The organism is Sphingopyxis sp. H050 (genome assembly GCF_001468265.1).
Taxonomy (GTDB): domain Bacteria; phylum Pseudomonadota; class Alphaproteobacteria; order Sphingomonadales; family Sphingomonadaceae; genus Sphingopyxis.
Genome location: NZ_LNRZ01000011.1, coordinates 12,946 through 26,442 on the forward strand (window position 1 = coordinate 12,946; position 13,497 = coordinate 26,442).

Below are 13,497 nucleotides of genomic sequence, written 5' to 3' on the forward strand. Positions count from 1 at the left end.
GGTCATTCACTCCTTCAGGGTGGAAAATTCGAGATTGGCGAGAAGATCGGCCGCCCAGTCGAGGCGGCGCTCACGCAGCCAGGCGGCGGCAAAGCCATCGCTCCCATGTTCGGCGACGAGTTCGCCGATGCGGATCTGATCGGTCTTGGAAGACGCGGCGGCGAAGGCGAGCGCGATCTCGCCGAGGCCCAGTTCGAACAGCCGGTTCCCGCGGCGCGACTGGCAATAATAGTCACGCTTCGGGGTCGCACGGCTCAATATCTCGATCTGCCGGTCGTTGAGGCCGAAGCGCTCATAGACCCGCGCGATCTGCGGCTCGGCGGCGCGCTCATTGGGAAGGAAGATGCGCGTCGGGCAGCTCTCGATGATCGCGGGCGCAATGCTCGAACTCTCGATGTCGGCGAGGCTCTGCGTCGCGAAGATGACGCTCGCATTCTTCTTGCGCAGCGTTTTCAGCCATTCGCGCAGTTGCGCGGCGAAGGCTGGGCTATCGAGGATAAGCCAGCCCTCGTCGATGATGATCAGGGTCGGCGAGCCGTCGAGGCGCTGACCGATCCGGTGAAAGAGATAGGCGAGCACGGCGGGAGCGGAGGCGGCGCCAACGAGGCCCTCGGTCTCGAGCGCTTGCACGCGCGCGTCGCCGAGGCGTTCGACCTCCGCGTCGAGGAGGCGTCCCCAGGGTCCGCCGACCAGATAGGGCGCCAGCGCCTGTTTGAGTTCCTGCGATTGCAGCAGGACCGCGAGCCCCGTCAGCGTCCGCTCCACGACCGGCGCGGTGGCCAGCGACGTCAGCGCCGACCAGAGATGCTCCTTCGCGGCCGGATCCACCGCGACGCCTTCGCCCGCGAGGAGCGCGGCCAGCCATTCGGCGGCCCACGCGCGTTCGCCCGCCTCGTCGATGCGCGCGAGCGGCTGCAGCGCGACGCCGCCGCCGTCATCCTGCAAGGCGCCGCCCAGATCCTGCCAGTCGCCGCCCATGGCGAGCGTCGCGGCGCGGATCGAGCCGCCGAAATCGAAGGCGAAGATCTGGCCATGCTCATAGCGCCGGAATTGCAGTGTCATCAGCGCGAGAAGCACCGACTTTCCGGCGCCGGTCGGGCCGACGACGAGGCTGTGGCCGACGTCGCCGACATGAAGAGTTAGGCGGAACGGCGTCGAGCCTTCGGTCTTGCCATAGAGCAAGGGGGCATCACCGAAATGCTCGTCCCGTTCCGCCCCCGCCCACACCGCTGACAAGGGTATGAGGTGGGCGAGATTGAGCGTCGAAATGGGGGGCTGGCGGACATTGGCATAGACATGACCGGGCAGGCTCCCGAGCCAGGCGTCGACCCCGTTCATGCCCTCGACCGTGCAGGTGAAGTCGCGGCCCTGGATGACCTTCTCGGCGAGCCGCAGTTTTTCGGCCGCGATGGCGGGATCCTGATCCCACACGGTCAGCGTCGCGGTCACATAGGCGATGCCTGCATGGTCGGCGCCGAGTTCCTGCAATGCCATGTCGGCGTCGGCCGCCTTGTTCGAGGCGTCCGAGTCCATGAGCACCGACGCCTCGTTGGTCATCACTTCCTTGAGGATCGCGGCGACCGATTTGCGCTTGGCGAACCACTGCCGCCGGATTTTGGTCAGCAGCTTCGTCGCGTCGGTCTTGTCGAGCATGATCGCGCGCGTCGACCAGCGATAGGCGAAAGCGAGCCGGTTGAGCTCGTCGAGCAGGCCCGGCCAGGTCGCGGTCGGAAAGCCGGTGATCGTCAGCGTGCGGAGATGATGCTCGCCGAGCCGCGGCGCGAGCCCGCCGACGAGCGGCTGGTCGGTCAGCAGCGCGTCGAGGTAGACGGGTGTCTCGGGAACGCGGACGCGTTGCCGATTGGTCGAGACGCAGCTGTGGAGATAGGTGAGTGTCTCGCCGTCGCCAAGCCATTCGGCCTCGGGAACGAAGCCTTCGATCAGATGGAGGAGCCGCCCGCTGCGGTCGACAAAGCCCTTCAGCAGTTCTTTCGGATCCGCGCCCGCCTCCGAGCGCCCCTCATAAAGCCAGGCTTCCGCACGCGCGGCCTCTTCCGCGGGCGGCATCCAGAGCAGGGTCAGATAATAGAAGCTTTCGAAATGCGCGCCTTCCTCGCGGAACTGTTCGCGGCGCTCGACATCGACCAGCGCCGAGACGGCGTCGGGAAAATCGGAGACCGGATAGGATATCGCGGGAACACGCTGCGCCTCGACGAAGACCGCCCAGCCCGAGCCCAGCCGCCGCAGCGCATTGTTCAGCCGCGCGGTCACCGAGACGAGTTCGGCCGGGGTCGCGCTGTCGAGGTCGGGGCCGCGAAAGCGCGCGGTACGTTGGAAGGAGCCATCCTTGTTGAGGACGACGCCCTCGGCGACGAGCGCCACCCAGGGAAGATAGTCGGCGAGGGCAGCGGATTTGGTGCGATATTCGGCGAGGTTCATCATGGGCGCATCCAGACAGGAAATTTGAGGTGACGGCGGGCGACGTCGACGAACTGCGGGTCGTGCCGCGCCGCCCAGACCGAAAGGGCATGGCCGATCGCCCAGAGAGCGAGGCCGGCGATCCAGAGCCGAAGGCCAAGCCCGATCGCACCGGCGAGGGTGCCATTGACGATCGCGAGGCTGCGCGGCGCGCCGCCGAGCAGGATCGGCTCGGCGAGCGCACGGTGGACCGGCGCGAAGAAGCCCGGAATGTCGGCCTCCTGTCCCATCAGACGAGTGCCCCGCCGCCGAAGGAGAAGAAGGAGAGGAAGAAGCTCGAGGCGGCGAAGGCGATCGAGAGGCCGAAGACGATCTGGACCAGCCGGCGGAAACCGCCCGAGGTATCACCGAAGGCAAGGCTCAGGCCGGTGACGATGATGATGATCACCGCGACGATCTTGGCGACCGGACCCTCGATGCTCTCGAGGATCGACTGGAGCGGCGCTTCCCAGGGCATCGACGAGCCGCCCGCATGGGCCGGGACGGCGACGATCATCGCGACGAAGATCGCGGTCGAGGTGAGGATGGCGCGGCGGGCGCCATGCCGGGCGGCACGGATCATGAGCTTTCTCCTTCTTGTGTGTGCGGGACAAGGCGATATTCGCCGGTGGCGGGATCGAGCCCTTCGACCCGCGCCAGTTCGGACAGGCGCCGGCCGGTCCCATCGCGGACGAGGACGGCAACAAGGTCGATCGTTTCGGCAAGCAGCGCGCGCGGCACGGTTACGACCGCCTCCTGGATGAGCTGCTCCATGCGGCGGAGCGCCCCGAGCGCGCTTCCGGCGTGGATCGTACCGATCCCGCCCGGATGGCCCGTTCCCCAGGCCTTCAGCAGATCGAGCGCTTCGGGGCCGCGCACCTCGCCGATCGGAATGCGATCGGGCCGGAGGCGGAGCGACGAGCGCACGAGGTCGGTGAGCGATGCGACCCCGTCCTTGGTGCGCATGGCGACGACATTGCGCGCGGCGCACTGCAACTCGCGAATATCCTCGATGAGGATGATCCGGTCATCGGTGCCGGCGATCTCGGCGAGCAGCGCGTTGGCGAGCGTCGTCTTGCCTGTCCCCGTTCCGCCGGCGACGAGAATGTTCAGCCGGTCGGCGACCGCATGCCGCAGCGCCGCGGCGGCGGCCGGCGCCATGATTCGCGCGCCCACATAATCGTCGAGCGTGAAAACGGCTGCCGCCGGCTTGCGGATGGCGAAGGCCGGGGCGGTCACCACGGGTGGCAGCAACCCCTCGAACCGCTCGCCGCCGCCGGGCAGTTCGGCCGATACGCGCGGACTTCCGGCATGAACTTCGGCGCCGACATGATGCGCGACGAGGCGGATGATGCGTTCGCCATCGGCCGCGCTCAGCCATGTACCGCTGTCCGCGAGGCCCTCGCCGAGCCGGTCGACCCAGAGGCGGCCGTCGGGATTGAGCATGATCTCGACGACTTGCGGGTCGGTAAGCCAGCCGGCGATCGCCGCTCCGAATGCGGTCTGCAACATGCGCGCGCTGCGATTTAGCGCTTCGAGCCGGATCGGTTCTGCAGCCATGAGAGGACCCCGTTTCGCGGCGCCGGACCGGAGTGTCCGTGCGACGGGGCCGAGTAAGAGACGCAGGGATTGCCCCAATTCAACAAGCTTTTGAGCGCGTCGCACCGTGGCGTTGAAAGACAGGCTATGGCGTAGGCGCCGTCATCGCGGGAGAGCGGCCGCGCCTCCGCGAATCACTCCCGGGGCTTGTGCCGGAGGCGATTTTGACAAGAGTGTGAACATGAGTGATTCGAGGTCGCACACATTTGAGGACGCCGAACGCTGGGCGCGCCTCACTGACAAGCAGCGGGCCTGCCTCGATCTCCTGATCGAGCGACAGACCTCGAAGCAGATTGCGCGGCAGCTCGGAATCGCCAAGCCCACCGTCGATCTCCGGCTGACCAAGGCGCGCGACATATTGGGGACGGCGAACCGCGACGAGACCGCGATCGTCTATGCCCGCCTCAAACAGACCTATGATCGGATCACATGCGATCCGATCGACCTTCCGCCGCCGCCTGCGCTCGTGCCATCCCACTTCCCGGACGGAGGCCCGGCCGACGCGATGGCGCTGAACGACAGTGTCCTGGCGGCGGACGGGCCGATGGAGGCCAGCCCGCCGTTCAGGGATTTCTGGAGGCATGACCATGCCCGGACAAGGCGAGCGCTGATCATGGCGGCCATGCTGGTCGCACTGGTCCTGCTCATCTTATCGGGGCTCGCCATCGCCCAGGCGCTGACGACGCTGATCTCCGGCTGATCCCTTTCCCTTGTGCCCAAGCAATCGCCGGATCGCCCCCGCTTTCCGGAAAAGGAGAAGTCATGTCCAAAGAAACCAGTTTTGCAGCAGCTCGTCTCGAGCGCGACGTCCCGGCTGCGGAAGGCAGAGTCGACGATGCCCTCATCGCGGTGTCCTCGCTGATGACAAGTGTCGTGACCGCACGCCGCGATACCATCGGGGTGCCGGCCACCAGCGGCCATGCAACGATCCGGCGGCTCGCGAAGGCACAGATGGCGCTGGTCGATGTGAGCGGTGACATCCTTCGCGTCCATGGCGATCTCGTGCAAATCGGACGCGAGACGGCGGGCTATGACCTTCATGAATGCCCGGCGATCGCCGGTGCGGTTTCCGAGCCTCTTCCGGCGGCCGCCTGACCCCGATTGACCCGGAGCAATCAGCATGAAAGGTTCGGGCGATGCGCATGGCATTTTTCCTCGCTTTCTTGCTGGTTGCTCTTGGCTATGCCGCCTGGCGCGGGGGCGGACCCGAACGCGCGATGGCCGCGATCGCGCTGACCATGGTGGGAGCGGACAAGATGCTCCACGCTTTCGTACCGGTCGAGTTCGCATCGCTGGACACGGGCCATCTCGCGATCGACCTGTTCGGCGCGACCGCAACCACCCTGCTCGCGCTTTTTGCGCATCGCTTCTGGCCCATGTGCGTCGCGGTGCTCCATATACTCCCGCTCCTCGCGCACACGAGCCGGTTCCTCGATGTGGAGATTCATCCGGCGGCTTATCTGACGATGCAGGTCGCGACCTCGTGGCTGGTTCCGCCGATCCTCATCCTCGCAACCTGGCGGCACCAGCGACGCCTGGCGCGCGGCGACAGCGAGCCGTCCTGGTACATCTCGTCGCGTCGATCGATCCCGAGAACAGCCAATCGATAGCCGAAACGCTACTTGCCGAGTTTCATAGTCTCGATCGCATCTGGTCGCGGTCACCCGAGGCGCTGGCGCGAATTCTCGGCAAGCAGAGTCCGGTCATAGGCCTTCTGCTTGCCGCGCGCGAGGCCGGCCTCGAAGCCATGCGCGCCGAATTGCTCGGTCGCGTGATCGAACCCTCCAGCCCAAAACTGATCGAATATTTCAAGACCTCGATGGGCGCGCTGCCCGAGGAAATTCTTCGCGTGCTGTTTCTGGACGCGTCGCGCCGGCTCGTCGCCGACGAGCAAATGCAGCATGGCTCGGTTCGGCAGCTGGCACTTTATCCGCGCACGATTTTCCGGCGCGCGCTCGAGCTGGATGCGGCAGCTATCCTGCTGGTCCATAATCATCCAAGCGGTGACCCGACCCCGAGCGACAGCGATATTCGCGTCACCGAACTCCTGCGGGGCATCGGCCGGGCGCTCGACGTCGAACTCATCGACCATATTATCGTCACCCAGCGCGAGCACCATAGGCTGGCCGCCGGCAAAGCTCCGCCGAGGGGAAGACCGGGACCGCCGTTGACCCTCGGGGACGGGCACCGCGACCGCATCGAGACAGAGAAGGGAGTTGCCGACCTCGCACTCGCCAATGCGCGCCGGACCTTGCGCCGGCGGTTGCTGCGCAAACAGCTTCTGGGCAATGATGAGCTATTCGGCGAGCCGGCGTGGGACATGCTCATCGACCTCTTCATTCATGAAGGCGAGGCGAAGCCGGTGTCGACGAGCAGCCTCGGCATCGCCTCGGGGCTGGGGATGAGCAGCGCGCTGAGGCTGGTCCAGCGGCTCTGCGACGCCGAGCTCCTGGTCCGCACATCGGATCCCGCCGACGGACGGCGAAACTTCATCCAGCTGGCGCCCGAAGTCGCGCACCGGCTTACCGCCTATTTCGCGGCCGGCGAGGAATGAGTGCCGGGCCGTGTGCCCAGCGATACTTCCTCCTGGAACTTCGGCCCAAGTTCCATCCGGCGCGCGAGCGTATCGACGAAAGCCTCCCACCGTTTCTTGCCGGTGGCCTGCGCCGCCTGCAGCGCCGCATCGGGGAGCGGCGGATTGTTCGTCAGCCAGGACCGGATGAACAGCGCGGCGGTCTCGTTCGACAGCTCGATATGCCATTCGAGCCGCTCGATCTGCCGCGACAGGCGGTCGAGGCGCCGGGCAAGCACGGCCTCGAGCCGCTCCTCCTGATCGGGTGTGAGCAAGGATGCGAGCGCCGCTTCGACGATATCGGTTCGCGTCATGCGCCGGCTGCGTGCCCGCTCGTCGAGCTCGCGGCAAAGCGCGGCATCGAGGCGGAAGGTCCGTTTGACCGCGGGCTTTTTCACAGATCGATTCCATCGCCCGGGTCGAGCGATGCGTTGCGTGCATTGCGCTGCATCGCCCGGTCCATGGCGCGCCGGTCGCGCGCCGCGTTGCTCCCTTTGCCGTCGCGGTCGAAATCGAACTCGTTGACCTCGGGCACGGGTTCGGGGGCCACATCCTCATGATCGGCAAGGCCCGGCTCCCGCCGAATCCCCGAATTGGCCCCCTGTTCCTCCGTTGCTTCCGCCTCGGCTGGCGCAGCCGCTTTCGGGTCGCCGTCCTCCGCTGCCGATGCGCGGCGTCCGGCAGGCCCGGGTCCGGGAAGCAGAAGGACGGGCGCCGGCTCCTGCGACCGCGGCGTCCAGTCGTCGTCCGCCCGTTTCGGCGCCCGGGCAGGCGGTGGCGGCGCGAGAATGCGGCTCGTGAACCGGGGGTCGACATAATAGCGTGCCTTCGCAGCCCGGATCGGCGGCACGCCGGCGGCCATGACGATCTGTTCGCCGGGCGGCAGCTGCATCACCTCGCCCGGCGTGAGCAAGGCGCGGGCGGTTTCGGTGCGCGAGACCATGAGATGGCCGAGCCAGGGCGAGAGACGGTGGCCGGCATAATTTTTCATCGCGCGCATTTCGGTCGCAGTCCCGAGCGCATCGGAAATGCGCTTGGCGGTGCGCTCGTCGTTGGTCGCGAAGCTCACTCGGACATGGCAATTGTCGAGGATCGCATTGTTCTGACCATAGGCCTTTTCGATCTGGTTGAGCGACTGGGCGATCAGGAAAGCCTTGATGCCGTACCCCGCCATGAAGGCGAGCGCGCTTTCGAAGAAATCGAGGCGGCCCAGCGCCGGAAACTCGTCGAGCATCAGGAGCAGGCGCCGCGGCCGCGCGCCGGGATTGAGATCCTCGGTGAGCCGCCGTCCGATCTGGTTGAGGATCAGGCGAATGAGCGGCTTCGTCCGGCTGATGTCGCCGGGCGGCACGACGAGATAGAGCGAGGTCGGACGGTCCCCCGCCATCAGATCGGCAATCCGCCATTCGGAGCGGCCCGTCACCGCCGCGATGACGGGGTCGCGATAGAGGCCGAGGAAGGACATGGCGGTCGAGAGCACCCCCGAGCGTTCATTGTCCGACTTGTTCAGCAATTCCTGCGCGGCCGCGGCGACGACGGGATGCACGCCCTTGTCCCCCAGATGCCGGGTCGTCTGCATGCGGCGCAGCGTCGAGACGATCGGTCGCCGCGGATTGGAGAGAAAGGCGGCGACACCGGCGAGCGACTTGTCTTCCTCGGCGTATAGCACGTGCAGGATCGCGCCGACGAGCAGCGCATGGCTCGTCTTCTCCCAATGGTTGCGCTTCTCGAGACTGCCTTCGGGGTCGACGAGCACGTCGGCGACATTCTGGACATCGCGCACCTCCCATTCACCGCGGCGCACTTCGAGCAGGGGATTATAGGCTGAGGATTTGGCATTGGTCGGATCGAAGAGCAGCACGCGGCCGTGCAGCGCGCGAAAGCCCGCGGTCAGCTGCCAATTCTCGCCCTTGATGTCATGGACGATGCAGCTTCCCGGCCAGGTGAGCAAAGTGGGCACGACGAGCCCCACGCCCTTGCCCGACCGTGTCGGCGCGAAGCAGAGAATATGCTCGGCGCCGTCATGCCTAAGATAGTCGCTACCGAACCGGCCGAGCACGACCCCTTCGCCCCCGAGCATCCCGGCAGCGCGTATCTCGCGCCGGCCCGCCCATCGCGCCGAACCATAGGTCTCGGCCTTCCGCCGTTCGCGGGCGCGCCATACCGACATGGCGATCGCCACGATGATGGCAGCGAACCCGCCCGACGCGGCGATCAGCGCGCCCTTATAGAAGATCGGCGGCGCATAGGCGTCGAAGGCGAACCACCACCAGAAGAAGGCCGGCGGCGGATAGACGGGATAATCGCCAAGGCGGAACCAGGGCTCGCCGAGCTCGGGCTGGAAGGCGAGCGCCGCCGCCGTCCATTGCGTCGCGCCCCAGACCGCAAGGAGGACGATCAGAAACACGGCCGTTATCTGGCCCCAGAGAATCCTGTCGTTCACGCTCGCCTCCCATGATGGATGCCCGGCCTCACAGCCCGATGCCCCTGCCGCGCCCGAGCGCCCAGTCGACGGTGCCGCCGGGCGTCATCGTCCCGGTGACATGCTGGCCAAGATGCTTGTCGAGCGCCGGGCGCCAGGGAACGAGCTGGAAACCGAGCCCGTCGTCGATCATCGCGAAACGGCCCGAAGACAAAGTGACGCGTTCGCGGTAGATGCCGCTTACATGGTCATCGGCTCCCGAGGGCCTGTGCGCGAGGCCGGTGCGCTCGGCGATCGAGCGGAACGCCGCGTCGAGGTCGCGCGCGTTCAAGGTCTCGATGAGACCCTGCGCGAGAATGACGCGCTGACCCTGGCGGCTCGCCAGTCCCTGCTCGGCGAGGTGGCGCGACCGCGCATCCATCGCATCGCGAATTTCGCGTCCGAAGCCTTGATGGCTCGCCGCCGGCTCGCGGGCGACGAGTTGACGGTCGAGCCAGGTCGCACCGGGCGCCGTCACTTGCGCACCCAGCGGCAGGTCCGATCGCGTCACGAGCGACTGCCGCATCTGCCCCTTCGCGTCGGCCCAGGATCGAAGCTCGACAATGGCGCCGGGCCGCGCGTCGCCGGTCATCTCCATGTCACCGAACCGCAGATGGTGCGTGCGCCCGTCGGCGCCGTCGATAATCGCATAGGCGCTGCCGGCGAGTTCGTCGTGAAGCCCGCGATCGACGAGGCGGCCGATGACCGGATCGGCGGGCACGTCGTCGTGGAGAGCAAGCACCGACGGGTCGAAGCGGCCGCCATCGCGGGTCAATGCGCGGTGCATGGTCTTGATGATGTCGCCGCGAACCGAGAGGTCGCGTAGCACGGCTTCGGCATCGCCGCGCATCACCCAGATGCCGGACTCGATCTGCTCGGCAAGACCGAGCGCCTCGAGCTTCGCTGCCCGGCCGAGCAGCTGCCGATGAAGATGCCCATCGGCCCGCCCATCCGGTCGAAGATCGATCTCGCCTGCCCCCTCGGCGGCCATCCGCTCGAGCGTCCGGTCGAGGCCCGTCCAGCGTTCGGCGTCGACCTCGCGCGCGAGCGCATCGGCGATGTCGCGCGCGCTGCGCGGCCCGAGCTCGAGCGTGGCGAGATCCTCGGCGCGCCAGCGCAGCCCTTCGCTCATATAGCCGCGATCGACGACAAGATCCTTCCCGTCGTCCGCGACGCCGCGCACGAGGATATGGATGTGCGGATTGTCGGTGTTCCAGTGATCGACCGCGATCCAGTCGAGCCGCGTCTCGAGATCCCTTGCCATGTCGGCCATGAGGTCGCGGGTGAAACGCCTGAGGTCGCCGATCTCCCCGGCATCTTCCGGACTGACGATGAAGCGGAAATGATGACGATCATCCTCGCAGCGCGATGCGAATTCGGCGCAGTCGGCGCTGTCCCCCTCCGCGTCGAACATCGATGCGTCGCGCCCGTCGCGAGTGACGCCGTCGCGTTCGAGATACTGGATATGGCGCGCGAGCGGCGCCGAGCGGAAGCGCTGCCCCTTGTGGCGGACGATCCGCGCCTTGATGACGACGCGGCGGCCATCGGCACGGAAGCGCGCCCGCGCGAGCGCGCGGCGGCCGCGGCCATGACGCCCGGTGCCGCCGCCGGACCCCGGCGGCCGACGCGCGAAACCCTTGCGCGCCATCGAGCGACGCACCTGCCCGGCGAGGCTACGCCCCCGCCGCGACGCCCCGGCCCCGCGGTCCCGCACCCTTCCCGGCCGGACCTTGAACTCACCGTCGTCACCGCTCACGGCGGGCCTGCCATATTACAAGATGCTGTATTTGCTGAGTAATGTTTGCGATCATATGGCCGAGCAATTGCGAGCCATATGAATTTTCCCCAGATTTGTGCCCTCCTTCGACCAAATGGCTGGCAGCCCTTTTATCTCGCCATACTTCCCTTCCATCCCATCCAACCCTGCCATTCGCTGCCGGCTTTACCCCACAAGGCGCAGACGAACGCGGCGGAGCGAGCGAGGCCATCATCGACGGTCCTGACCGGAAAGCGGGACGAAGAGCGGGTGCCGCCCGGCGCCAGTGGCTGGCGCGGCGGCCGTCGGACTATCGGGCAGACTGTTCGAGTCCGACACGGCCGGCGCGCGATCTTCGACGACAGAGGCATTGTCGCCCCGCGCGGCAAAGAGCGTCGATCGCTGCCAGCCCGGCGCGGCCGAAGGCGGCGCGGCGGCGCGCGAAGCAATGCCGGAAGCGCCAAGCTCGGGCGCGATCCGCGCGACATAGGCGCGCGTCTCGGCAGGCAGTCCGCGCCGTCCGGACGCATAGGCGTCGGCGCGGCCCGGTCCCGCATTATAGGCCGCGAGCATCAGCGGCACATCGCGGTAGCGATCCCACATCGCGCGCAGATAAGCGGCACCCGCAAGGATGTTCGAGCGCACATCGAACGGGTCGCTACCCAGTCCGTGGCGCGCCGACAGCATCGCCCAGGTCGCGGGCATGATCTGCATGAGCCCCATCGCGCCGGCGTGCGAAACGGCGCGCGCGTTGCCCCGGCTTTCGGCATGCATGACGCGCCAGATCCAGCGTTCGGGGATGCCGAAACGCTGCGACGCCTCGGCGACCGACGCCGCATAGGGATGGACATCGGCGCGCACCGCCGGCGCGGCGACGGCAGCGGATGCGCCGCCGAAGGGCGCGCCGAGTGCGCCGCCGAGTGCCGCCCAGCGCAGCGCGAGCGCAATGGCGGTGCAGGACGATCGCGGCCCGTATGCCATGGTCTAGCTCCGCTCGCGCGCCGACGGGCGCGACCAGAGCAGATGATGTTCGCCCTCGTCGTGCGACGCGCGAAGCAAGTTCGCGCGGAGCGGAACCGCGAAGGCGGGGTCGTCGATCTGCACCGCGATGAATGCTCCGGCACGCTCGCCGGTGCGGTTCCAGCCCGCACCGATTTCGATTCCGCTTGCAGCGTCGCCGAGGAACAGCCGCCATTCGGGGGCATGTTCAGCCGCCGACGGCTGCGCCCGAACGATGGTGATCGCGGCATCGCAGGTGAGGGTGCGCAGACGGCCGGCATAGCCGTCGCCGCACATTTCGAAAGTTCCGATGAGCATCGATATCACTCCATTTCGCTACGGGGAAAAGCAAGATCGCGGCCCGAAGGGCGCCAGCGCAGCGGCGCGCCCGAGGCGTCGCGGGTCAGGATCGGGTGCGCCGGTCCGAGCAGGCCGGTGGTCGGAAGCGGCCCGAAGTACCGCCCGTCGAGACTGTCCGGCGCCGCATTGATCAGGAAGATTTCGCGGGGCCGGACGATGCGGCAGCCGAGCCAGACCGGCAGCGGCCGGCCGGCCCGGTCGCGCGCCAGCGCGCGGGCGACGGCCCGGCCATCGACGGTCACGAAGACGCCCGAGCGACAGAGGCGCGCGCCGGGGAGCGCGGCAACGCGCTTGATAAGCGGCACGCCGCGAGGCAGGTATTTGCGCCGCGCCATGTAGGCGGCGAGCTCAGCTGGCGGTTCGATCGCGACCCAATCGCCGACCATGGGCGCGGCGCCGGGATCGATGCGATACAGACCGACCGGCGCGCTTTGGCTCGCATTCCACAGCAGGCGCGGCGCCGGCGCGAACCAGGCTGAGAGACTGAGCAATGTCACAGCGGTAGCGGCAACATGGAGGTAGCCGCGGTTCATGATTCGATCGCCCGGCGGCGTAGCCATGCCGCATGGCGCGCGGCGCTATAGGGACGAAAGGGCATCCCGGCTGCGAGACGGTCGGCGACATGACGCCAGTGATCGGGCGATGCGTCGCACGGATCGACCCCGGCGGCCTCGACTGCATCGACCGCTTCGAGCACCCGCGAAACCTTCGGCCAGCTCTCGATGTGCAGCAGAATTTCGCCGCCGGGCCGGACGAACGGCAGCGCCGTATGAGGCTCGCCGACAGCGACCGCGGTGACGATCTGGATACTCGAGTGGATGGTGCCGAAGTCGTTCGAGGACCAGCGCAGATAGGCGAAGGTCGCTCCCGGACGAAACATGACGATGCGCTTGCGGCGGCTGACGATCCGCTCGGCGGCGACGCGGCCAAAGCGGATCCACTGCTCGGTGCGGCCTTCGATCCAGGTCAGTTCGACCTCGGTCAGCGGCGGCTGCGCCGCTGCCGTGCTCGCCGCCGCGATGCGATCGCGCGGCATCATCGGCGCACCGGCCGCGCCGGATGGACGGTTCCCTTGCCCGGATCGGAGGTCGAAGAGCGCCGGCCGATCTCAGCCCAGGCGTCGAGATCCTCGATCCCATAGACGACGCGTCCGCCAAGCTTGCGATAGGCGGGCCCGGTCCCGTAGCAGCGATGCTTCTCGAGGGTGCGGGCCGACAGCCCGAGATGCAGGGCGGCATCGGGCGTTCTGAGATAGCGCGGGCCAAGGGCGGGCAAGGGGGGATTCATTCGCGT

The 13,497-nt window shown here is 67.5% G+C and carries 16 protein-coding genes and 1 pseudogene; 5 read left to right on the forward strand and 12 right to left on the reverse strand.

Annotated elements, in window-relative coordinates; genetic code table 11:
• Window positions 1–6: 6 nt before the first annotated feature.
• The 4 genes from trbE to trbB are packed head-to-tail and all read right to left on the reverse strand — an operon-like array spanning window position 7 to window position 4,017.
• The gene (gene trbE, locus ATE67_RS18535; protein ID WP_058818137.1) at window positions 7–2,442 is read right to left on the reverse strand and encodes a conjugal transfer protein TrbE; all 2,436 of its coding nucleotides are present in this window, start codon (window positions 2,440–2,442) and stop codon (window positions 7–9) included.
• On the reverse strand, window positions 2,439–2,708 hold the full coding sequence (locus tag ATE67_RS18540; RefSeq protein WP_058818138.1) for a VirB3 family type IV secretion system protein: 270 nt from the start codon (window positions 2,706–2,708) through the stop codon (window positions 2,439–2,441). Before ATE67_RS18540 ends, trbE begins: the two co-directional genes overlap by 4 nt.
• Window positions 2,708–3,040, reverse strand: coding sequence for a TrbC/VirB2 family protein (locus tag ATE67_RS18545; RefSeq protein WP_058818139.1), 333 nt, complete (start codon window positions 3,038–3,040; stop codon window positions 2,708–2,710). The genes ATE67_RS18540 and ATE67_RS18545 overlap by 1 nt, the downstream gene beginning before the upstream one ends.
• Window positions 3,037–4,017, reverse strand: a complete 981-nt coding sequence (trbB, locus tag ATE67_RS18550) for a P-type conjugative transfer ATPase TrbB (protein ID WP_058818140.1) — start codon at window positions 4,015–4,017, stop codon at window positions 3,037–3,039. Before trbB ends, ATE67_RS18545 begins: the two co-directional genes overlap by 4 nt.
• A gap of 220 nt (window positions 4,018–4,237) precedes the next feature.
• On the opposite strand from trbB, the gene ATE67_RS18555 reads away from it, so the two are divergent.
• The 5 genes and pseudogenes from ATE67_RS18555 (at window position 4,238) to ATE67_RS21930 (ending at window position 6,610) form a co-directional block, all read left to right on the forward strand.
• Window positions 4,238–4,756, forward strand: a complete 519-nt coding sequence (locus ATE67_RS18555) for a LuxR C-terminal-related transcriptional regulator (RefSeq protein ID WP_058818141.1) — start codon at window positions 4,238–4,240, stop codon at window positions 4,754–4,756.
• A 62-nt stretch (window positions 4,757–4,818) separates the two neighbouring features.
• Window positions 4,819–5,151, forward strand: coding sequence for a hypothetical protein (locus tag ATE67_RS18560; protein ID WP_058818142.1), 333 nt, complete (start codon window positions 4,819–4,821; stop codon window positions 5,149–5,151).
• Window positions 5,152–5,192: 41 nt separating this feature from the next.
• A complete protein-coding gene (locus tag ATE67_RS21750; RefSeq protein WP_058818143.1) occupies window positions 5,193–5,666 on the forward strand; it encodes a hypothetical protein in 474 nt (157 codons plus the stop codon).
• Between the two features lie 209 nt (window positions 5,667–5,875).
• A pseudogene (locus ATE67_RS22115) lies at window positions 5,876–6,115 on the forward strand (JAB domain-containing protein); the annotation flags it as partial.
• A 108-nt stretch (window positions 6,116–6,223) separates the two neighbouring features.
• Window positions 6,224–6,610 (forward strand): MarR family transcriptional regulator, encoded by a 387-nt coding sequence (locus tag ATE67_RS21930; RefSeq protein ID WP_058818208.1) that lies wholly within the window; start codon window positions 6,224–6,226, stop codon window positions 6,608–6,610.
• Here ATE67_RS21930 and ATE67_RS18575 read toward each other — a convergent pair.
• From ATE67_RS18575 to ATE67_RS18610, 8 genes are all read right to left on the reverse strand, one after another.
• A complete protein-coding gene (locus ATE67_RS18575) occupies window positions 6,586–7,026 on the reverse strand; it encodes a ribbon-helix-helix protein, CopG family (RefSeq protein WP_058818144.1) in 441 nt (146 codons plus the stop codon). The two genes, ATE67_RS21930 and ATE67_RS18575, sit on opposite strands and share 25 nt — an antisense overlap.
• Window positions 7,023–9,071: a conjugal transfer protein TraG gene (locus ATE67_RS18580; RefSeq protein ID WP_058818145.1), complete on the reverse strand. Its 2,049-nt coding sequence runs from the start codon at window positions 9,069–9,071 to the stop codon at window positions 7,023–7,025. Before ATE67_RS18580 ends, ATE67_RS18575 begins: the two co-directional genes overlap by 4 nt.
• 28 nt (window positions 9,072–9,099) lie before the next feature.
• Complete coding sequence (locus ATE67_RS18585) at window positions 9,100–10,845, reverse strand: relaxase/mobilization nuclease domain-containing protein (protein ID WP_058818146.1); 1,746 nt, start codon at window positions 10,843–10,845, stop codon at window positions 9,100–9,102.
• A 231-nt stretch (window positions 10,846–11,076) separates the two neighbouring features.
• Window positions 11,077–11,826 carry a lytic transglycosylase domain-containing protein gene (locus tag ATE67_RS18590; RefSeq protein ID WP_082660503.1) on the reverse strand — a complete coding sequence of 250 codons (750 nt, stop codon included), beginning with the start codon at window positions 11,824–11,826 and terminating at the stop codon, window positions 11,077–11,079.
• A 3-nt stretch (window positions 11,827–11,829) separates the two neighbouring features.
• Complete coding sequence (locus ATE67_RS18595; RefSeq protein ID WP_058818210.1) at window positions 11,830–12,162, reverse strand: DUF736 domain-containing protein; 333 nt, start codon at window positions 12,160–12,162, stop codon at window positions 11,830–11,832.
• A 5-nt stretch (window positions 12,163–12,167) separates the two neighbouring features.
• Window positions 12,168–12,737: a S26 family signal peptidase gene (locus tag ATE67_RS18600; RefSeq protein ID WP_058818147.1), complete on the reverse strand. Its 570-nt coding sequence runs from the start codon at window positions 12,735–12,737 to the stop codon at window positions 12,168–12,170.
• Window positions 12,734–13,243, reverse strand: a complete 510-nt coding sequence (locus ATE67_RS18605; RefSeq protein ID WP_058818148.1) for a DUF2840 domain-containing protein — start codon at window positions 13,241–13,243, stop codon at window positions 12,734–12,736. Before ATE67_RS18605 ends, ATE67_RS18600 begins: the two co-directional genes overlap by 4 nt.
• Complete coding sequence (locus tag ATE67_RS18610; protein ID WP_053555711.1) at window positions 13,240–13,491, reverse strand: helix-turn-helix transcriptional regulator; 252 nt, start codon at window positions 13,489–13,491, stop codon at window positions 13,240–13,242. Before ATE67_RS18610 ends, ATE67_RS18605 begins: the two co-directional genes overlap by 4 nt.
• Window positions 13,492–13,497: the final 6 nt, after the last annotated feature.